The 19769-nt window shown below is 64.3% G+C and carries 24 protein-coding genes; 15 read left to right on the forward strand and 9 right to left on the reverse strand.

From position 1 onward, the window contains the following. The first annotated feature begins 1 nt into the window (after position 1). From lipA to AC5RTE_RS10585, 3 genes are all read left to right on the forward strand, one after another. Positions 2–973, forward strand: coding sequence for a lipoyl synthase (gene lipA / locus AC5RTE_RS10575; RefSeq protein ID WP_494041356.1), 972 nt, complete (start codon positions 2–4; stop codon positions 971–973). 58 nt (positions 974–1031) lie between these two features. Continuing rightward, a complete protein-coding gene (locus tag AC5RTE_RS10580) occupies positions 1032–1859 on the forward strand; it encodes a methylenetetrahydrofolate reductase (protein WP_494041357.1) in 828 nt (275 codons plus the stop codon). A gap of 397 nt (positions 1860–2256) precedes the next feature. After that, complete coding sequence (locus AC5RTE_RS10585) at positions 2257–2499, forward strand: hypothetical protein (protein ID WP_494041358.1); 243 nt, start codon at positions 2257–2259, stop codon at positions 2497–2499. A gap of 190 nt (positions 2500–2689) precedes the next feature. Here the strand turns inward: AC5RTE_RS10585 and AC5RTE_RS10590 are convergent, their stop codons facing one another. Next, a complete protein-coding gene (locus AC5RTE_RS10590; protein WP_494041359.1) occupies positions 2690–3112 on the reverse strand; it encodes a universal stress protein in 423 nt (140 codons plus the stop codon). 139 nt (positions 3113–3251) lie between these two features. Here AC5RTE_RS10590 and AC5RTE_RS10595 point away from each other — a divergent pair, with 139 nt between their 5' ends. The 3 genes from AC5RTE_RS10595 to AC5RTE_RS10605 all read left to right on the forward strand — a co-directional run bounded on the left by AC5RTE_RS10595 (position 3252) and on the right by AC5RTE_RS10605 (position 6127). Beyond that, complete coding sequence (locus AC5RTE_RS10595) at positions 3252–4028, forward strand: oxygenase MpaB family protein (RefSeq protein ID WP_494041360.1); 777 nt, start codon at positions 3252–3254, stop codon at positions 4026–4028. 67 nt (positions 4029–4095) lie between these two features. Then, entirely contained in the window at positions 4096–4908 is an 813-nt protein-coding gene (locus AC5RTE_RS10600; RefSeq protein WP_494041361.1) for a phosphatase PAP2 family protein, read from the forward strand. Positions 4909–4990: 82 nt separating this feature from the next. Further along, complete coding sequence (locus AC5RTE_RS10605; RefSeq protein WP_494041362.1) at positions 4991–6127, forward strand: PQQ-dependent sugar dehydrogenase; 1137 nt, start codon at positions 4991–4993, stop codon at positions 6125–6127. Positions 6128–6156: 29 nt separating this feature from the next. On the opposite strand, the gene AC5RTE_RS10610 is transcribed toward AC5RTE_RS10605, so the two are convergent. Next, entirely contained in the window at positions 6157–7041 is an 885-nt protein-coding gene (locus AC5RTE_RS10610; RefSeq protein WP_494041363.1) for a helix-turn-helix transcriptional regulator, read from the reverse strand. 148 nt (positions 7042–7189) lie between these two features. Here AC5RTE_RS10610 and AC5RTE_RS10615 point away from each other — a divergent pair, with 148 nt between their 5' ends. After that, a complete protein-coding gene (locus tag AC5RTE_RS10615; RefSeq protein WP_494041364.1) occupies positions 7190–8230 on the forward strand; it encodes an NAD(P)-dependent alcohol dehydrogenase in 1041 nt (346 codons plus the stop codon). Positions 8231–8625: 395 nt separating this feature from the next. Continuing rightward, positions 8626–9210 carry a hypothetical protein gene (locus tag AC5RTE_RS10620; RefSeq protein ID WP_494041365.1) on the forward strand — a complete coding sequence of 195 codons (585 nt, stop codon included), beginning with the start codon at positions 8626–8628 and terminating at the stop codon, positions 9208–9210. Positions 9211–9274: 64 nt separating this feature from the next. Here the strand turns inward: AC5RTE_RS10620 and AC5RTE_RS10625 are convergent, their stop codons facing one another. From AC5RTE_RS10625 to AC5RTE_RS10635, 3 genes are all read right to left on the reverse strand, one after another. Beyond that, entirely contained in the window at positions 9275–10117 is an 843-nt protein-coding gene (locus tag AC5RTE_RS10625) for a CPBP family glutamic-type intramembrane protease (protein WP_494041366.1), read from the reverse strand. Then, entirely contained in the window at positions 10114–10464 is a 351-nt protein-coding gene (locus tag AC5RTE_RS10630) for an ArsR/SmtB family transcription factor (RefSeq protein WP_494041367.1), read from the reverse strand. The genes AC5RTE_RS10625 and AC5RTE_RS10630 overlap by 4 nt, the downstream gene beginning before the upstream one ends. A 166-nt stretch (positions 10465–10630) precedes the next feature. Continuing rightward, positions 10631–10825: a hypothetical protein gene (locus tag AC5RTE_RS10635; RefSeq protein ID WP_494041368.1), complete on the reverse strand. Its 195-nt coding sequence runs from the start codon at positions 10823–10825 to the stop codon at positions 10631–10633. A gap of 477 nt (positions 10826–11302) precedes the next feature. Between AC5RTE_RS10635 and AC5RTE_RS10640 the strand changes: the two genes are divergently transcribed. The 4 genes from AC5RTE_RS10640 (at position 11303) to AC5RTE_RS10655 (ending at position 13815) form a co-directional block, all read left to right on the forward strand. After that, positions 11303–12094 (forward strand): ANTAR domain-containing protein, encoded by a 792-nt coding sequence (locus AC5RTE_RS10640; protein WP_494041369.1) that lies wholly within the window; start codon positions 11303–11305, stop codon positions 12092–12094. A gap of 176 nt (positions 12095–12270) precedes the next feature. Further along, positions 12271–12528 carry a hypothetical protein gene (locus AC5RTE_RS10645; RefSeq protein WP_494041370.1) on the forward strand — a complete coding sequence of 86 codons (258 nt, stop codon included), beginning with the start codon at positions 12271–12273 and terminating at the stop codon, positions 12526–12528. 2 nt (positions 12529–12530) lie between these two features. Continuing rightward, the gene (locus tag AC5RTE_RS10650; protein WP_494041371.1) at positions 12531–12962 is read left to right on the forward strand and encodes a hypothetical protein; all 432 of its coding nucleotides are present in this window, start codon (positions 12531–12533) and stop codon (positions 12960–12962) included. Between the two features lie 118 nt (positions 12963–13080). Further along, a complete protein-coding gene (locus AC5RTE_RS10655; RefSeq protein ID WP_494041372.1) occupies positions 13081–13815 on the forward strand; it encodes a GAF and ANTAR domain-containing protein in 735 nt (244 codons plus the stop codon). A gap of 28 nt (positions 13816–13843) precedes the next feature. Here the strand turns inward: AC5RTE_RS10655 and AC5RTE_RS10660 are convergent, their stop codons facing one another. Beyond that, on the reverse strand, positions 13844–14575 hold the full coding sequence (locus tag AC5RTE_RS10660) for a Type 1 glutamine amidotransferase-like domain-containing protein (protein ID WP_494041373.1): 732 nt from the start codon (positions 14573–14575) through the stop codon (positions 13844–13846). 93 nt (positions 14576–14668) lie between these two features. On the opposite strand from AC5RTE_RS10660, the gene AC5RTE_RS10665 reads away from it, so the two are divergent. Together AC5RTE_RS10665 and AC5RTE_RS10670 are read left to right on the forward strand one after the other, a co-directional pair. Further along, positions 14669–15001, forward strand: coding sequence for an ArsR/SmtB family transcription factor (locus AC5RTE_RS10665; RefSeq protein ID WP_494041374.1), 333 nt, complete (start codon positions 14669–14671; stop codon positions 14999–15001). A 14-nt stretch (positions 15002–15015) separates the two neighbouring features. Then, positions 15016–15513, forward strand: a complete 498-nt coding sequence (locus AC5RTE_RS10670; protein WP_494041375.1) for an SRPBCC family protein — start codon at positions 15016–15018, stop codon at positions 15511–15513. Positions 15514–15577: 64 nt separating this feature from the next. Here AC5RTE_RS10670 and AC5RTE_RS10675 read toward each other — a convergent pair whose 3' ends face one another. Next, a complete protein-coding gene (locus AC5RTE_RS10675; protein ID WP_494041376.1) occupies positions 15578–16102 on the reverse strand; it encodes a PaaI family thioesterase in 525 nt (174 codons plus the stop codon). A 137-nt stretch (positions 16103–16239) separates the two neighbouring features. On the opposite strand from AC5RTE_RS10675, the gene AC5RTE_RS10680 reads away from it, so the two are divergent. Beyond that, positions 16240–16836 (forward strand): DnaJ family domain-containing protein, encoded by a 597-nt coding sequence (locus tag AC5RTE_RS10680; protein WP_494041733.1) that lies wholly within the window; start codon positions 16240–16242, stop codon positions 16834–16836. Here AC5RTE_RS10680 and AC5RTE_RS10685 read toward each other — a convergent pair. Both AC5RTE_RS10685 and AC5RTE_RS10690 read right to left on the reverse strand, forming a co-directional pair. After that, positions 16833–17411 (reverse strand): GNAT family N-acetyltransferase, encoded by a 579-nt coding sequence (locus tag AC5RTE_RS10685; RefSeq protein ID WP_494041377.1) that lies wholly within the window; start codon positions 17409–17411, stop codon positions 16833–16835. The two genes, AC5RTE_RS10680 and AC5RTE_RS10685, sit on opposite strands and share 4 nt — an antisense overlap. Before the next feature lie 72 nt (positions 17412–17483). Beyond that, entirely contained in the window at positions 17484–19658 is a 2175-nt protein-coding gene (locus AC5RTE_RS10690; protein WP_494041378.1) for a transglycosylase domain-containing protein, read from the reverse strand. Between the last annotated feature and the right edge of the window lie 111 nt (positions 19659–19769).

The raw sequence follows: 19769 nt of genomic DNA on the forward strand, positions 1-19769 counted from the left end.
GATCGAGCAGCGCAACTCGGCTGTCCCGGTGGAGCGGAAGCCGGAGTGGATCAAGGCCAAGGTCCAGATGGGCCCGGAGTTCGTGGGCCTGAAGAACTTGGTGAAGAAGGAAGGCCTGCACACGGTGTGCGAGGAGGCCGGCTGCCCCAACATCTTTGAGTGCTGGGAGGACAAGGAAGCCACGTTCCTGATCGGCGGCTCTGAATGCACGCGGCGGTGTGATTTCTGCCAGATCGATACCGGCAAACCGTCCCCGGTGGACCGGTTCGAACCCACCAAGGTCGCCCGGTCCGTGCAGTCGATGCAGCTGCGCTACGCCACCGTCACCGGCGTGGCCCGCGATGACCTCGAGGACGAGGGCGTGTGGCTGTACGCCGAAACGGTCCGCAAGATCCACGAGCTGAACCCCGGCACCGGCGTCGAACTGCTGATCCCGGACTTCTCGGGCAAACCCGAGCACATCGCCGCGATCTGCGATTCCCGGCCGGAGGTGTTCGCGCACAACGTCGAGACCGTGCCGCGGATTTTCAAGCGGATCCGGCCCGCGTTCCGCTACGAGCGGTCCCTTGATGTGATCACGCAGGGCCGGAACCTGGGCATGGTGACCAAGTCCAACCTGATCTTGGGCATGGGCGAAACCCGCGAGGAAATCTCCGAAGCCCTCCGGGACCTGCACGAGGCCGGCTGTGACCTGATCACCATCACCCAGTACCTGCGCCCGAGTGAGCGGCACCTGCCGGTGGACCGCTGGGTCAAGCCGCAGGAATTCGTGGACCTCCAGGACGAGGCCACCGAGATCGGCTTCCTCGGCGTCATGTCCGGACCCCTGGTCAGGTCCTCCTACCGGGCCGGCCGGCTCTGGGCCACCGCGATGCGGAAGAAAGGCTGGGAAATCCCCGCCGAACTGGCCCACATTGAGTCCTCCGGCACCACCCGCCAGGAAGCCAGCTCACTCCTGGCCGCCACAGCCTAAGTGTCCCCGCAGGCAGCCCAAACCTGCCGCCCGGCGCCCTGATGTTGAAAGAGGACCAATGACGTTCCCCGTCAGAATCGAAATCATCCCTGCCCAGGGAATCATTGAGCGGGTCCAGGCGCTGGTGCCCAGGACCACCCCGCTCAGCGTGACCTGCCTGCCGCACCATGGCATCGAGCGCACCATGCGCGCCGCCGTGGAGCTGTCCGATGCCGGCTTCAAGGTTATCCCGCACCTCGCCGCCCGCGGCATCCGCACCCGTGCCGAACTGACCGAGATTGTCCGCGGCTGCGACGCGGCCGGCATCCGCGAAGTCTTCGTTATCGGGGGAGACCGGAAACAGCCCGCCGGGATTTATGACTCGGCCCTTCCGGTCCTCAAGGACATCACACAGTACAGCAGCGGGATGATGCGGGCGGGTGTTGCCGGCTACCCGGAAGGCCACCCGTCAATCAGCCCCGTGGACCTGCTGGACGGCCTTTTGGCGAAGCAGCACCTGGCCTCCCACATCGTCACCCAGATGTGCTTCGCCGCAGAAAAGATCCATGACTTCGCGGCGCTGCTGCGCCGCGAAGGCGTCCACCTGCCCGTCTGGGCGGGCGTGGCCGGCTCCGTCCCGCGGACCAGGCTCGTGGCACTGTCCACGCAAATCGGCGTCGGAAGTTCCCTGAAGTTCCTCAGTCGCAAGGGTCCGCTGGCCCGCAAACTCCTGAGCGGCGACCGCTACTCGCCGGACAGCCTGATTGCCGGCCTGGCAACCCAGCCCGGCAACATCGCCGGGATCCACCTTTACAGCTTCAACAGCCTTGACTCCCTGCCCCCTGGCTTCCGGTCGGAGCTGGGGCAGGACATGGACACTAAAGCGTCCGTCCGTCATAGGGAGTGACGTTGACGGGGTGAAGAAATGATGGAAAAACCCATCCGGCTTGATCATCTGGCTGGCAATGACGGCTGACAGGAACCCCGGATGTTCCTCGAGGAGGACTATGTACAAGTGGAAGTCGCGGCATAAGGCGCCACAGGCTCGAAGCAGACGGCGCCTGCGGCTGGAAGCGTGGGCGGTAGGTGCCACCTTCCTTGTCCTGATTACGGTCACCGTTGCGCAGTCGCTGTCCTTCGCGCCCTGAGGCGACGCGGACGGGGGACCCCGGCACAAAGGAAGGCGGACGACGGCGGGACGCCGCCACGAAGGAAGCTGTCGACGGCGGACGTTCCGCCGTCGTCCGCCTTGCCTTAAGCGGTCGGCACATTGACCGCCCGCAGGTAACCGGCAACGATGAGGTATGACTGACTTCGCTGATACCGCCGGTGCCCCTTTTGATGACGATGACAGCGTGGAGGAGGTTGATGGCGTGGAAACTGCGGAAAGCATCGCAGAAGAGGTCAAAGACGAGATCCGCCTGGGCCACGTCCAGGACGACGTAAGCCATGTGCTCGAGGAGCGGTTCGATGAGGCCGGCATCGAGCTTCGGCCCGAAGCCGTGGACGAGCTCGCCGAGGAAATCGAAAAGGACGTCTCGAGCTAGCCAATTTTGCGGGCTGTGCGGGCCTGAAACGGTAGGGAACAACCTGGATTAGTGCGCTGGCCGTGTTGGGCGCATGGCTTTTCGAAGTCATACCGGTGATCCAGGTGGCCCGCACTTGACTTGCTGGAAAACGGAAGCGGGCGACGGCGGGTGGAAACCCGCCGTCGCCCGTCCTCGCTTGGATAAGCTGCTAGTCCTCGTAGGTGTTGGCGATGTAAACATCGCAGGGGGCGTTGTGCGCCACGCTGTTGGCGACGCTGCCGAGGAGCCGGCCAATGCCGCGCATTCTGCGGTTGCCCACCACGATCACCCGCGCGTCGAGGCGGATGGCTTCCTTGATCAGGGCATCAGCCGGTTTGCCCCGGGCAGCGGAGTGCGCGATTTCCAGCCCTTGCGCTGAATTGCCCAGGGCCTTCGCGACGTGTTCGGCGCTGTCGGCGTTCGAGACCCTGACCGTGTCCGAGCCGCTGCCGAAGGTCTCGGCGTTCTCCGTCTCGAAAGCGGTCACCACATGAAGCGACGCACCCAGCGAGGCTGCCAGGTCCCGGGCAGCCTCCGCCGCCTTCCTGGCCGACTCGCTGCCGTCCACTCCTACAACGACTACTCCGCTCATCTTTGCTCCTTCGTCCCTTGTTGCGGCTTACGTTTCCCTGGCCAGTCTAGAGAACTTGAGGCTGAAGACCCTACGGCAGGACTTGAGGTTCGGCCTCAGCACCGTCGTCCAGTGTCCGCCCCTCCGGTAGCCTGTTGGGATGGCGCGTGGAGTGACGGATTTGGGCGCAGAGGGCATCCTGCTGGCCGGAGCAGGCCGTGCCATCCTGCTGCAGCTCGCTGACCCTGCGGTGGGCAGGGGCGTTGCCGAGCACAGCAGCTTCACGGACCGTCCCATCGACAGGCTGACGGGCACACTCACGTACGTCTACGCAGTTGTGTACGGCACGGACGACCAGCTCAAAGAGGTCCGCCGCCGGGTGAACCGGGCCCACGTTCCTGTGCGCCGGGCGGCTGATGAAGATTCCCCGGGCTACAACGCCTACAACGCCGAGCTGCAGCTGTGGGTGACGGCGACGCTTTACGACACTGCCCACACCATCATCGAGAAAATCTACGGACCGCTTGACGACGAATCCGCCGATGCGATGTACCGTGACTACGCAAAAATCGGCACGGCCCTGCAGCTTCCGGAGCGGATGTGGCCAGAGGACCGGGCAGCGTTCCGCCGCTACTGGGATGAGCGCATCCGCACACTGCGCGCCGATGAAAACGCCGTGCGGGTGGGCCGCGGCCTCCTCTACCCGGAGCGCGCGGCTCGCTGGCACCGCGCGGGCATGCCGGCCGCCAGGTTCCTCACGGCCGGGCTCCTTCCGCACCAGCTGCGCCAGGACTTTGGACTGCCCTGGAGCGACCGCCACGAGCGCCGCTTCCACCGCACCATGCACGTCCTGGCCCTGACCTACCCGAAGCTGCCGCAGGGCATCCGGCACTGGTTCAAGAACTACTGCTTGAACCAGTTGGCAACCCAGCAATAGATAAGCCCTCCAAGCAAGATAAGCTTGCTTACTAAATTCGGGTAAGCGGCAGGAGGGCTCAGGAAACATGGTTGCAGCGAAGGATCTGCCGGAAGCCGGGGTGAGCGGCGAAGTTCAGCAGGACCGCTTTGTGGGCGGACAGGACCTCACCCGGTGGAATACCAAACCTGGCCGGCTCCTGGCCTCCACGGTTCAGCGGATCAGCGCACTTTTGGGTTCGCATGCCGCATTGGTCCTCATACTTTCCGCCGGGGCAGCCCTGGCCGTTGCGCTGGCCGCCGTGTTCGCTGAGGTGTATGAATCCGTAGTCGAGGCCGACGGCGTCGCGGGACTGGATCATCCGGTCCTGGACAGTGCCAAAACACTGCGGTCCCCGGCCCTGGACGCTATTATCACCGGCTACACGGACGTCGGCGGGACGGTGGGCATGCCCGTGCTGGCGCTGGCCATCATGATCGGGCTGGCGTTGAAGCGGCGGTCCGTGACACCTGTCATCCTGATGCTGGTTGCCGGGCTGGGGTCCCTTCTGATGACCATCGCCGGCAAGGAGCTGGTGGGCCGCACCAGGCCAGACCTTGCCGACGCGGTTCCGCCGTACGAATACTCGGCGTCATTCCCCAGCGGCCACTCATTGAACTCGGTGGTGATCGCCGGAATCGTGGCGTACCTGATCATCCTCCGCCTCAAGTCCGCCCGCGCCCGCGTCCTGACCGGCGTGGCAGCAGGCATCTTCGCGGTCACCATGGGGCTGAGCCGTGTCTACCTCGGGCACCACTGGCTCACTGATGTCCTGGGCGCCTGGGCGCTCGGAGCGGCCTGGCTGGCACTGGTCATCACCGCCCACCGCCTCTACCTCACCAGCCGGGTGCATCCAGCCTGATCTGCCGTGGCAACGCAGCGCCACGATCCGCAACTCGGGTTAATGTGACTGGAAGGGGAAATGTGATGGATGGGAGAAGCACATGCGCCACGGGTTAGTCGCTGCGGCAGCCATTGGAACCGCCGTCCTGCTGGCAGGCTGCACTGCCGCCCCGCCGCCTCCCACGCCCACCTCCAGCGCTTCCCCCGAACCGGCATCTTCTGCTCCGGCGTCCTCTGCACCGGCAAGTGCACCCGCTCCGGCGGCAGCGGCCCGCATCGGCGGCACGCCGCAGCCGGTGGCCACGGACCTTGACGCTCCGTGGTCGGTGGTCTTCCGGGACGGCACGCCACTGGTCAGCGAGCGGAACAGCGGGCGCATCCTCGAGCTTGCACCGGACGGATCGGCGCGGCCCATCGGAACCGTTGAGGGAGTGGCTGCCAGGGGAGAATCGGGCCTGCTGGGCCTTGCCGTGGGCCGTGAGGGCAGCCTGTTCGTCTATTCCACGGGGTCGGACGGCAACCGGGTCCAGCGCTTCGCCGTCACCGGCGAACCAGGCTCATTGTCGCTGGGCCAGGCTGAGACCCTCCTCGATCGCCTGCCGTCGGCGAGCATCCATGATGGCGGCCGGATCGCCTTTGGCCCTGACGGCATGCTGTACGTCACCGCCGGCGACGCGAGCCAGCGGAACAGCGCCCAGGACCGGGACTCGCTGGCCGGGAAAATCCTGCGGATGACTCCGGACGGTGACGTACCCGCCGACAACCCCTTTCCAGGCTCCCTCGTCTATAGCTACGGGCACCGGAATCCGCAGGGCATAGCGTGGGCGGACGACGGAACCATGTTCGCCACGGAGTTCGGCCAGAACACGTGGGACGAACTGAACATCATTCGACCGGGTGCCAACTACGGCTGGCCCACGGTCGAAGGAATTGCGGGACGGGAAGGCTTTGTTGATCCGGTGCAGCAATGGCAGCCCACCGCCGCAAGTCCCAGCGGCATGGCCCATGCAGGCGGGACCCTCTTCATCGCCAACCTCCGCGGCCAGGTCCTGCGGTCCGTTCCCGTTTCCGACCCCTCCACCGCCACAGAACACTTCGGCCGCGAGTACGGCCGGATCCGTGACGTTACGGTGGCCCCGGGCGGGCAGCTGTGGTTCCTGACCAACAACACGGATGGCCGGGGTGACCCCCGGGCCGGGGATGACCGGATCCTGGAAGTGCCGTTGTCCCAGGGGTAACGGGTCCGGGGCAAGCGGCGGGCCCGATGCTAGTTCCGTGCTCCTGCCAGGGCCAAACCAACAATGTTTTCCGTCACGGCCCAGGATGCGAGGAGCTTGAGGGCCTCGTCGGAGGGGCTGCCCGGAGTGGCCGGGTACACCGTCAGGGAGTGCCCCGGATCTTCTTCCAGGCCGAGGACCTGGTAGTTCAGTTCGAGGAGTCCCGCCACCGGGTGCTGGAAGAACTTGGTGCCGGCGTAGTGGCTGCGGACGTTGTGTGCAGCCCAGCGCGTGCGGAATTCGTCGCTGCGCATGGACAGCTCTCCAATAAGCTCGGCAATGCCCTTGTCGTGCGGATTGCGGCCCGCTTCACGCCGCAGTATGGCCACGTTGGCGTTCGCCGCCCGTTCCCAGTCGGTGTAGAAAGCATGGGAACGGGGGTCCAAAAAGATGAACCGGGAGTGGTTCGCCGGCCTGGCAGTGCTCTTATACATGTCGGAGTACAGGGCGTAACCAAGGGTGTTGGCCGCCACGATATCCATCCTGTTGTTACCGATGAACGCAGGCGCCCCGCTGATGGTGTCCAGGAGGTACTGCAGTTCCGGTCGCACCCGTGACGGAACCGGGGCCGCCGAACGTTTTCGGCCGGACATGTTGGCTGCCCGCGCGAGGTCATAGAGATGGTCGTGCTCAGCGCGGTCCAGCTCGAGGGCCCGCGCGATGGAGTCCAGCACGCTGTCGGAGACGCCGGAGAGATTACCGCGCTCCAGGCGGGTGTAGTAGTCCACGCTGACGCCGGCCAGGCGGGCCACTTCTTCCCGGCGGAGCCCTGGCACGCGGCGCCGCCCGCCGTACGGTTCAATGCCTGCCTGCTCCGGGGTGATACGTCCACGGCGGGTGGACAGAAACTGCCTGACCTCGGATCGGTTATCCATAGGCCAACGTTACGACGAAAGGGGAAGCCCTAAGGGGGTTCTGCCATACCCCGTTTCGGCAGGGCCCTCGCTACGGCTGCCGGTCATCTGTTTGATGTTAATCAACCCTGTAGCATTCAGTTATCCCCCCAAAACCCACAGGAGAACCATGACCACCGTCAAGGCCTACGCATCCCCGTCCGCCACCGAGGACCTTTTTGCCACCACCATCGAGCGCCGGGAAGTTGGAGCCCATGACGTCCTGATCGAGATCAAGTTCGCCGGCATCTGCCACTCGGACATCCACACGGTCCGCGGCGACTGGGGCCCGCAGCAGTATCCGCTGGTCCCCGGCCACGAAATCGCCGGCATCGTCACCGAGGTGGGCGCGGAGGTAAGCAAGCACAAGGTTGGTGACCGGGTCGGTGTCGGCTGCATGGTCAACTCCTGCCGCGAATGCGCCAACTGCCTGAAGGGCGAGGAACAATACTGCCTCAAGGGCAACGTGGGAACCTATGGCGCCGTTGACCGGGACGGGACCATCACCCAGGGCGGCTACTCCACCCACGTCGTCGTCACCGAAGACTTTGTGGTGACCATTCCAGAAGGCCTGGACCTCGACGTCGCCGCACCGCTGCTGTGCGCCGGCATCACCACCTACTCCCCGCTGCACCACTGGGGCGCCGGCCCGGGCAAGAAGGTCGCCGTCGTCGGCCTCGGCGGACTTGGCCACATGGCCGTCAAGATCGCCCACGCCATGGGCGCAGAGGTGACGGTCCTGTCGCAGTCGCTGAAGAAGCAGGAAGACGGCCTGCGCCTGGGCGCCGACTCCTACTTCGCCACCAACGACGAGAACACCTTCACGGAGCTTGCCGGCCACTTCGACCTGATCATCAACACGGTCAGTGCTTCGATCGACATCAGCTCCTACCTGCAGCTGCTGACCCTCGACGGCGCACTGGTCAACGTCGGCGCCCCCGCCGAGCCGCTCCCGGTCAACGCGTTCGCCCTGATCGCCGGCCGCCGCTCCTTCGCCGGTTCGATGATCGGCGGTATCCGCGAAACCCAGGAAATGCTGGACTTCTGCGCCGAGCACGGGATTGGAGCGGAGATCGAGGTTATTCCCGCCGACAAGATCAACGATGCCTACGAGCGCGTCCTCGTCTCGGACGTGCGCTACCGCTTCGTGATCGACACTTCCACCTTCTAATAACAAAACGCATTCGACGGCGGCCGGCTCCCCAAGGGGCGGGCCGCCGTCGGGCTTTAAGCCCCGAAAGCCTTTCTGTTACTGGGCACAACGGTTCGGCGCCAAACTGGCAGCCCCCAGGTCCGGAACCTGCCGGCGGTTCCACAATTGGAGGACAAGTTTCCTGGCCTTTGGAGGGTGACATGCGCAGGTCCGGCGGGCTGCTGCCCGCATTGATTCTGGTTTCTGTCGTACTTGCCGGATGCGGTCCGCAGGCAGGGCCGCCCACCGCGACAAGCACCGCACCCGCGACCTCAGTATCGCCCGGTACCGAGCCCACTGCCCCCAGCTCCGTGGCTTCTTCCTCGCCTCCGGCACCCCCACCCGCCACAGCCCCGCTAGCAACGTCCCCTGCGTTGACCACCCCGCCCACAGTCACTGCCACGAAGGGGGCCTGGTCCACGTTTACGACCGCGGACGGGCAGTTGGCCTTCGACTATCCCTCCGCCTGGAGCGTCCAGGACCCGGCCGGGGAGTTGCCTGAAGGCGGCGGCGCGTTTGCTGAGGTCACTAACGAGGCCGGAAGGCCACTGGCCACGCTGAGGACCAACATGGCAACGGGATCCACCTGCATGGAAAAGTATCCCTACTCAGAGTTTGAGTCCCAGGAACTTCCTGCGTTGGCTCAGGATGGCGCAGCGCCGCGGTACGTCTTTGAAACCCGCGGAGACGCCAACGCTCCCGGCCCCGCTGATACGCCGGCGGCCGCCTACGGCATCACATCCGTTCCCGCTCCCACCGGCGATTCAGCCTGCGCCATGTTCCACTTCTTCACCTGGCCGCCCACCGCGGCGATGTTCGGGGCGTTCTATGACCCCGTGAACAACAGGACGCCGGGTGCTGAATCCCTGCCATACCTGGAACAGGCCCGGAAGTACATGGACACCACCGAATACCAAAACATCAGGCGCATGATCACCTCACTCCGGCCGGCGGGGTAGACACCGCGGGACTGCGGCAACAGGGGACGCCGCCACAGCGGCGGGCAGCGGAAGAGGGGGCGCGTCAGTAGAGGAAGATGTCGATCCACTCGCGGTTGCGGGCGTGGATGAGCACCAGGAACAGCACAAAGTCGAACAGCAGGTGGACGCTGACGATGTAGGACAGCGACTTGGTGATGGTGAAGAGCCGTGCCTGGAGCAGGGCGAACGGGAAGATAAAAAACGGCGCCCAGGAGTGGAAGCCCAACTCCCACAGGAAGGACGTGAAAAGCACTGCCTGGAGCAGGTTTGCCTGCCAGTCGGGAAGGTGCCGGCGGAACAGCGTGAAGGCAGTGCAGATGAAGAAAAGTTCGTCCCAGATTCCCAGCACGTTGGTTCCCAGGAAGAGCCGGGCGATGCCTTCGGGGTCACTGACGGCGGGCCAGTTGGTGTAGACGCCGGTCCGGATCATGTAAACAGGCATCAGGGCGTACCCAATCACCAGCACCGCGGGCAGGTACCACTTCTCGGCTCGGGTCCACGGCTGCCCGGTCCTGACCGGGAAGCGGACGGCATGGTCCTTGGTGATGAACCGCGACACCGCGTAGGGGATGCCGACGGCGAGGATCATCGCAGTGCCCATCACGGCCATGTGCCCGGTACTGATATCGGTGGTGATCGGGACCAGGCTCATGGCGGTCAGTCCCACCCCGATCAAGGCCAGGTCAATAACAAGGCGGCGGCTGAGCATTGCGGCCAGGACCAGGGCGGCAGCCAGGAGGAGGAAGCCCGAGATGCGGTCCTGGCGGGCAAACAGCAAGAAGCCCGACGCCGAGACCAGCGCCGCCGGGATAACGTTCAGTGACGGGCGGGGAAGGGCGGCAGGCGCGGCTTCGCGCGTTTGGGCTTGCGCTGATTGCTGTTTCACAGCGTCGCCAGGAGTCCGGCCGCCTCATCGAGGGCGCCGGGGACGAGAGAAAAGTATGCCCAGGTGCCCCGCTTTTCCCGGTGCAGCAGCCCGGCGTCCACCAGGATTTTCAAGTGGTGTGACACCGTGGGCTGGCCGAGGTCCAGCGGTTCGGTGAGGTCGCACACGCAGGCCTCTCCCGATTTTCCGGCCTTAACGATGGACAGCAGGCGAAGCCGGTTGGGATCGGCCAGCGCCTTGAAAACCAGTGCCCTCTGCTGGGCTTCCTTCGCGCTCAGTGCCGGCTTCTGCGCAGGATTGCAGCAGGCGGGGTCCACCTCGGGCTCGAGGGTTTGCAGGGCTGTCATGCTCCCCATTATGCAACGGATTGACGGCTGTCGATATAGCCCGCCAAGCGCAGCGGGAACCTGTAAACACGCAACGCCCGAACACTCGATGGCCAGCCTGGGCGGCACTGAAAACGGGCGACGGCGGGACATGCCGCCGTCGCCCGTGTTGCTGAGTCGGTGGAACCTAAGCGGAAGCCAGCGCGAGGTCCTCGCGAACGCTCAGGGTAAAGGTGTTCGGTCCGCTGCAGGTGACGGCGATGCGGCACGTGGTGGTGTTGTGGCGTGCTGAGAGGTCGCTCACTGCGGTGTCCAGCGTGTGGTGGAGGGCAGACCTGTCCCAGATCTTCAGGGTCACGGAGTTATTGGTATCGAACGTCATTATTCAACTTCCATTTCGCGGTTCGGCAGCCCGGAGTCATCATTGCCCGGACTGTGTCCTCGTCTATGAGGACGGACTGCAGTGGGAAAGCGCATTCCCGTATTTTCAATGGTGCAGGTTGCCGCGAGGATTGGCAACCTTTGCGGGGGTGGATGTGACCAATTACACGGCTCCTTGAGGGGGTGCCAGGGAAGGTCACCACCCTGCATTTCCATAGTGCCCAGAGCGCGGGAGGCGACTCAACCAATGCGCGTTTTGTTGCAGGTGAGTCTCATCACGTCGCCAAAAGGGGGGCGGCCCATTTGCAGATCAGCGGACACCCGGTGAGGCAGCGGGATCCACCAGCCCTGCCCCTGCCGGCGTGATGGATCCGCCCCAGATGAACCAAGGTAGGGTGGGGAGATCGTTTGGAAGTGGGCGTTATGGAACCGCACACCAAAAACTGAAGCGGTTAAACCCCAACTTCAGGAATGTGCAATGGACGCCTCACCCAATATCGCTGTCGATTCACCCGGCACTGCTGATGCCATCCCTTATTCGGCTGCCTTTCAGGGCGGGATCGCCTCCCGTCTGCAGGACCTCGTCCTGCAGAATGCTGACGCCCAGGACTTTTTCGAGGAACTCGCAGTTTTCTCAGCCTCCCTCCTTGCCCCGCCCGGTGGTGAGGTCATCTGCAACGTCACGGTGGCCCGCCGAAAGAAGCCCCTGACTGTCGCCTCCAGTACGCCGCGAGCGTGCGAAATGGATGAGTTGCAGTATTCCTTCCAGGACGGTCCCTGCCTCCACGCCATGCGAACAGGTGAAACCACCTACGTGGGTGACGTCAGCAGCGAGCGCCGCTGGCCGGAATATGCACGGGCGGTTGCAGCCCACGGCGTCTGCTCACTCCTCTCCGTTCCGCTGGAACTTGAAGGGGACTCCTCCGCTGCCCTGAACATCTACTCCTCGGCCGTGCTTGGTTTCTCGCCAGAGGACATCGCGCGGGCTGAACTGTTTGGGGAACAGTCCGCCAAAACACTCCGGCTGGAGCTGCGCCTGACCCAGTTGAGGGATGCGAAGGAGGACCTGGAGGCGGCAATGAAGTCCAGGACGGCCATCGATGTGGCCGTTGGCGTCATCATGGCGCAAAACCGCTGCAGCCAGGCCAAAGCCATGTCCATCCTGAGGAAAGCGTCGAACAGCCGCAACATCAAACTGAGGGATGTGGCGGTAGGCGTTATCCGGTCCATCACACCGGACCCGCAGTTGCGCACCCACTTTGACGAATAGCAGGCCGGAACGTGGGGGAGGGCTGCCAGTGGACACGCGGACGGCCAGCGCGTAAGTTCTAAGTGGCGGGTGTCACATCATTGTGATGCTCCCCCTCCGGGTCTTGTGCAGGGCCGTCAGGAGAAACCGCTGTAGCAAGACGGCGGACGGATGCACGCCAGCGAAAGAGAGCCATCATGGCTGCCTCGCATTTTTCAACCTTTCTTGCCGAATCCACCATTCCCGATTTTGACACTGACTGCCCCCTGTCCGCAGACTGCCTTTACGGCCTGTATGTCAGCTGGTGCTTCATTCACGGCCTGGAGGCAAAACCGGATGTTGCCTTCCGCGCGGGCATGCACCGGGGGGGAATTGACGTCCACGACAGCAGGCTGCGAATGGTGGGCCCGGCAGCGGCTGACTACATCCTGTCCAGCTACCCGTCAGCTGCCTGATCATGTCCATCCATCCGGAGGGACCGGACCATCGCATCCAGGGGAAGCGGACTGACGGCCGCCCGCTTTGGTGCACGGGGTGCGGCACCGACCTCGACCTGGCCCTGCACTCCATCGCCGCCCTGGACCCGCCCGCGGGCGCGTTTGTGGAAGTTGGTTACTCCTGTGGCTCATGCCGGCGCCACTACCTCCACCGGGCTGACGTCGCTGCTGTTGCCGCAGCGCTGAGCCGGCTCGCGAGCTCCGAGGACGTGCTTGCCTTCGGCGGGCAGTACGTCCATTGTGGTCGCCCGATGCAGAAAACCGGCTCCGAACTCCGCCGGCTCACTGCACCTGCCTTCACTGACCAGGCTATCGAGGACGCGCTTGACGTCTATCTCACAACGCAGGTTTTGCATTGTCCCTGCGGCTTCCAAATGGAGGTGCCCGAATAGCAGGCGGCTCCCATCCCAGTGAATCCATTGGAGGTAATTGGAAGTATCCTGGCCCGGCCATTCCTGGTTCATGTCCGTCCAACCGCTTCCCACTACAGCAGGGACATAGGATAGGCCCATGTGGAATTCATCCGGGAGCGACCCCCTTGAACAGCTTCAGAGCATTCTTGTGGGCACTGAAGATGCCGCCGAGTTCCTCTCCGGACTCTCCAAACTGGCTGCCGCCGCGGTTTCCGAAGCGGCCGGCGACTCAATTGAGTGTGCTGTAACCGTTAAGGTGAGGCGAAAGCCCTCCACTGCCGCGGGCAGCAGCAGCAGGGCAGTCGAGCTGGATCAGCTGGAGCAGGCCGTAGGAGACGGTCCCTGCATCAAAGCGCTGCGGGACATGGCTCCGGTAGTGATTGATGACGTCGCTTCCGATTCGCGGTGGCCGGAGCTGGCTCGGAAATTTGCAGATGCAGGCGTTTACAGTTCCTTGGGAGTGCCCCTGGAAATCAGCAATGGAGCCAGCGCCGCACTGAACTTTTTTGCTTCAAAGCCCAACGTCTTCACGCCGAATGTTTACGACAAAGCCGTTGGCTTTGCTGCTGCCGCCCACAGCACGCTCCTGTTGTCGGTTCGCATCAACTCCGCGGAGGAGCGGGCGGAGGATTTGGAGGCGGCGATGGAAAGCCGCACCGCCATCAATCTGGCATGCGGAGTAATCATGGCACAGAACAGGTGCTCACAGGCGGAAGCGATGGAAATCCTCACCAAGGTCTCCAGTAACCGCAACCGCAAACTTCGGGACGTCGCCACCGAACTGATTGAGCAGCTCTCCGGCAACAGCATCAAGACGCACTTCGACGCGTAGGCCGCCTCCAACAGCCGGTTCTCCTGGTTCAGGTGCACGCTGAGCGGACGGAAACGCGGCATCCTGTTTCGGCCCTGCGGATATCCCAGCAGTTGCCGCTGCCGATTACCTTAAAGTCCCCCCTGCTGCCGTCTGAGAGGACTATTGCTGTGTTTTCATCGACGGCGACAGCCCTGTCCACGAGTCCGGCGGCCACGGCACCCACAGCCCTGCTCAGTGTGCCGGCCTGGGCGGCATGGACGTCCACGGCGAACGGAACAAGCCCCAATCCCGCGCGGATCTCCACGTCATCCAGCTCCTCTGAACACTCCTCCCCGCACACTGCTATGCCCTCAACGCGGTAACCGCCGATGATGCCCCTGGCGGGAGCAATCATGGCCCCTGCGGAAAACCCGAGGTAGGGGACGCCGTCGGCCGCCTTTGCCGCCAGGGCGCCGGCGCATCCGTGCAGCCCTGCCAGGTACTCCGGAGTCAGCCCCCCGCCCACCACCACAGCGTCTGCGTCGCGGAACACTGCGGGATCTGCGGGACTGCCGGCACGGAGCAGGACCGGAGCCACCTCGCAGGACATCAGGGACTGAAGGGGCCCGGCGTAATCCTGCAGCACGCCTTCCGGGTCCCCGCCACGGTGGTGCACCACGATAGCGATCCGGGCCGGCCGTGACTGGCCGCAGCGTCTTCGGATGTCCTCGACGAAGTGCTCAAACACCTCCGGAAAGGAGCGGTAGTCCGGCCCGGCGCCGGCCAGGAAAATACCCATGGGCTACAACATACCCGGTGGCAGGCCGGGCCCCGGGATCAAGGTGCCTGGAGCATTGACACCGGCAACCGTGGAGGACTATCGTACAACCAAATGGTTGTAGATCAGCTCCGTGAAACCGAACTTGACCGTCTTTTCCAGGCGTTCGCTGATTCCACCCGCCGGGACATCGTCCGGCGCGTGACGGTGGGCGAGTACACGGTCTCCGGCCTCGCGGGCCTGTACGCCATGAGTTTCGCCGCAGTCCAGAAGCATGTTGCGGTGTTGGAGCGCGCCTCCCTGGTGACAAAGGAAAAGCGCGGAAGGGAGCAGATCGTGCGGGGAAATCATGAAGGACTGCGGAAAGCCCGGCGGCTGCTCGATGAGTATGAGGCTATCTGGCGGCAGCGCGTCGGCCGGATCGCTGACATTCTGGCTGAAGGATAAGGAAGGGTTCTGCAATGTCGGTTATCAGTTCCACCAAGAATCTTGAGGCGCTCAGCTTCACCCTTGTGGCCGAGTTCGACGCCGGCGTCGAACGTGTCTGGCAGCTTTGGGAGGACCCACGGCAGTTGGAACGCTGGTGGGGACCGCCCACCTGGCCCGCCACTTTCGACACGTTCGACTTCCAGTCCGGCGGAAAGGCCGGCTACTACATGACCGGTCCGGAGGGGGAGAAGGCCGGCGGCTGGTGGCGCTTCACCGCCATCCAGGCGCCTCACAGGCTGGAGTTCGACGACGGTTTCGCCGACGAAAACGGAGCGCCCGTCGATTCCATGGGCATCACCCACGCAACCGTCTCGCTTGAAGAGGCAGGCGCGCGCACCAGGATGACCATTGTCTCCACCTTCGAATCGGAGGAACAGGTGGAACAGATGGTGCAGATGGGCATGGAGGAAGGCATGCGCGAAGCTGTGGGCCAGATCGACGCCATCCTTTCGACGCACGCCAACGCCTGACCGGCTTACCTGCCCAGCGCCACAGCGGCAGCGGACGACGACGGGACTTCCCGCCGTCGTCCGCTCAGGGCATGCGCGGCGTGCTGCCCGCGGGCATCACCAGCAGGGAACTGGTGGCGGTAGCGAGCAGTTCCCCGGCAGGACCAACGATGCGTCCCTGGGCGAAGATGACGCGCTGGCCTCCTTTGACCACCGAACCCTCTGCCCGTAGGACTCCATGGTTGGCCGTGATGGGGCGAAGGTAGCTGACGGAGAGGTCAATGGAGGTGTAGCCGGATCCCGCAGCAAGGGTGGTGTGGGCCGCGCATCCCGCCACGGTGTCCAGCAGCGTACAGGCAAGCCCGCCGTGCACCATCCCCAGCGGGTTGTAATGCGCTTCACCCGGCCGGCACTCGAACTCGACCTGCCCGGGAGCCACCCCCACAAGAGTCAAATTCATCAGGGCTGCCATGGGCGGACGCGGGATGGTCCCGTCCCGCATGCCGGCGAGAAACTCCAGCCCGGACATGTGCGGGAGGTGCTCCAGCCCGACGCGGGGATCCATCCAGCTGAAGGTTTCCGCCCGTTCTGCTGATCCGCTGGCATCCATGGGTTACTCCTCTTTGATCGACCCGGTGACCAGCTTATGCCTCGCGGGATTTCGCCCGCGGCACTGGCGTTGATCAGGACGGAAAGCTTCTGAATACTGGAAGGAAGGATTGCTCCAAGGGTAAGGCGGTGGCAGGGATGGGCAGCGGCGCGGAGGACTTCCGAAGGCGGCTGGAGCGAGCCGCCGAAGTCCGGTCGTACCGGGGAGCCGGCATCAGTGCGGACGAGGAAGCCGCGCTGGACGCCCGGGATGAGAAAGAACGGGAAAAGCGCCGGAAGGTGGGCGACGCCGCCCGGGCGGAGTACCTGGTCCGGGACGCCATGGCCCACGGGAAGTTCGACAACCTCAAGTACGCGGGCAAACCGATTCCGGGGCTGGGGGAGTCGTACGACCCCGACTGGTGGGTCAAAGGCCTCATCCAGCGGGAAAACATCAGCGGCCTGGGTCCGGCAGCCATCCTGCTCCGCACTGAGGACGCGGAACTCGACGCCAGGCTTGATGGGCAATATACCGAGCAGCAGGTCCGCGACATCCTGCAGGACTTCAACCGCCGCGTGATCGACGCCCGCCGCCAGCTCCAGGGCGGCCCGCCGGTAATCACCAGGACCCGGGACGTGGAGGAGGAAGTGGAACGGTGGCGCGGGCGCCGGGCGGCATCCCATCCTCCGCAGGCGCCACCCGAACCGGAGCAGCCCCGCTCGTGGTGGCAACGGCTGTGGAAAGGGGCGGGCTAGTGGCGCCTGTGCGCTTCGAAAAGCTCACACAGTGAGTTGTAGTACCTCTGGGTCTGTCCGACGTGCGCCATGCCGATGCGCAGGCAGACCTTCTGTGACGCCGTGTTAGCAGGGGCCGTCACTGCCACGACCTTGTCCAGGCCGCCTTCCAGGGCATGGGCGAGGACCGCAGCCGCCGCCTCAGTGGCGTAGCCGTTGCCCCAGTGGCTGGGGTGGAAGTGCCAGCCGATTTCCGTGTCGCCGGACGGCTGGAGCGGAAGGGATTCGCCCGACGCCGGGATGGACTTCAGGAGGAGGGTTCCGGCGAGCGGCCCCGGCGTTCCCGTCCCCTTCAACTGCCCCGGGCCTTTGAGCTGTACCGCCCAGATGCCGTGGCTGGTGTGGGCCATGGGCTGCTGATGGATGTTCCGCCAGGTGTGGATGCGCTCCTCAGCCTCCGCCAAGTCCCTCATCACCTGCGGATGGTTCCCGATGAAGCGCTGGACCTCCCAGCGGGAATAAAGGTCAAGCACAAAGCCGGCGTCCTCCAGCTCCCACTGCCGGAGGACCAGCCGCTCTGTCTCGAGGCTTTTCACCCGCCCATCCTGCCAGAGCATGGGGAGTCGGGGCAGGATTTCCGGCCCGGCCGTTCAAACCCTGCCGAAAGGCTAGCGGCCGGGCGTGGGCGGCGGGTTGGGGTCCGACATGGACGGCGGGGGCCCCGGGAACGGCGCCGCCGGGTAGAGCGGGGCCACATTCACCATGTAGTTCGCCCACTGCGGCCCGGCGATCATGAAGCCGTCCAGGCGGGGATAGAAGATGCCGTTGATCGTAACGTTCTGCCCCGCCCTTTGCTGGCTTTCCAGTGCGTCCCCGAAGAAGGAAGCGGTGGAAAGGCCAGTGGTGTAGCCAACCACCCAGGTGGCGCCGTTGTTGTTGGAGGTGCCGGTCTTTGCCGCCACCGGAACCTTCTCATGGACCTTGGGATTGATCCAGACCCCGGAACCGACCTTCATCACGTCCTGCAGCACCGAGTTGACGCCGCGGGCCACATCGGGCTTCACCGCGTCCCGGCACTCACTTGCCTGGACGGGAAGCTTCCCGCCGGCGGCGTCGGTGACTTCCTGCAGCGCGATCGGTGTGCAGTAACGCCCGTCATTGGCAAAGGTGGCGAAGGCGTTCGCCATGTGGAGCGGAGCCACATTGGTGGCGCCCAGGAGGTTGCCCAGTTGGTGCATGTTGATGGGCGAACCGTCGTGGCCGTTGTGAAGGCCCACGGCATCCACCATCTTTTGGATGCCGCAGAAGTCGAGCTGGGTAGCGGAAGCGAAGGTCGCAGTGTTGATGGAGTTGTAGAGGCCGTAGTTGATGGGCATCTTCCGGTAGAAGCCCTCCTCTGCGTTCTGGAGGTCATCTGCCGCGCCCAGCTCAGGGTTCTTCTGGGCTGTACTGTAGGCGCCCAGCACCTTTCCACAGCTCGACCGCCAGGGGAAACCCACGGGGTAAACGCGTTTCGACGCATCCACCTCTGCGTTGAGCCGCTTGCCCTCATTCAGCCACTGGGCGAACGTGAACGGCTTCATCGTGGATCCGGTCTGGAAGCCGCCGGCTCCGTTCAGGTTGTTGCCCTGCGGGTCCTTTGCGTCGACATTGAAATTCAAGTGGGTATCGAACTTGCCCGGCTCCGCCAGGAAGACCGTGTTCTGGGCCATCGCCAAAATCTTGCCGGTTCCGGGCTGGACGGTCACCAGCGCAGCCCCCCAGCGGTCCGGGTTAGGCCCCGCCGTGCCGTCCACCTGGGACTGGGCGGCTGCCTGGATCCTGCTGTCCAGTGTTGTGGTGATGGTCAGGCCGCCCCGGTAGAGCTTCCTCTCCCGTTCCTCCACGGTGGGTCCGTACGCCGGGTTGTTCAGGATCAGGTGTGAAATGTAGTCGCAGAAGTACGGGGCCATGGTGGCGTTGGCGCAGCCCTGCCGCTCCGGATTGACTTTCAGGTCGATGGGGGCCGCAACGGCCTCGTCGTGCTGTTCCTGCGTGATCTTACCGAGGCGGAGCATCTCGCCGAGTACCTGGTTGCGGCGGGTCACCGACTTGTCCGGGTTGATGGCGGGATTGTAGAAAGTGGGGCTGTTCACGAGCCCGGCCAACAACGCGGACTGGGGAAGGTTCAAGTCCTTCGCGCTGGTGCTGAAGAAGTACCGGGCTGCCGCTTCCACTCCGTAAGCGTCACTGTTGAAGAACACGATATTCAGGTAGCCCTCAAGGATCTGCTCCTTGCTGAACTTCTTCTCCAGCGCAACAGCCAGTTTCATCTCACGCAGCTTGTCGCCGATGTCCTTCTGGCCGCTGAGAACCACCTCCTCCGGCCGGTCCTGGGACAGTTTTGCCTCGTTAAGGACGTTGGTGACGTACTGCTGGGTGATGGTGGACGCGCCCTGCTGGTCGCCCTTGGTCAAGTTCGCAACCACCGCCCGAAGAATGCCCTGCGGGTCCAGGCCGGCATGTTCGTAGAACCGGCTGTCCTCGATGGCGATGACGGCGTCCTTGATGAACGGCGAGATCTGGTCCAGCGGAATCCTGACGCGGTTCTCCGCGTAGAACGTGGCGATAGGTTGGCCATCCGAAGTGAGGACCTTGGTGGATTGCGACGGCGGCTGGACAGTGAGCTCTTCCGGCAGGCTTTCAAAGAAACCGATGGAGGTGCTGACGCCGTACCCGGCGGCCGCAACAGACGGCACAACCAGGCTGGCAGCCAACACCCCGCACATGGCGCTCGCTGCGATAAATCCCAGGAGCCGTCCCCACGCGGAACCGCTGCGCCTGCGCTTCTTTTTCGTCGCCATGTTTCAGCCCTCAAGCTCGGAGAGTGCCAAAAGAATACGCCGGCCCCCAAGGGCGATCCAGAGGAAGGAAGGTCATGATTTGATGAATTCTTTTCCTTGACCAGCGATAGT

This window comes from Arthrobacter sp. K41, assembly GCF_059089645.1.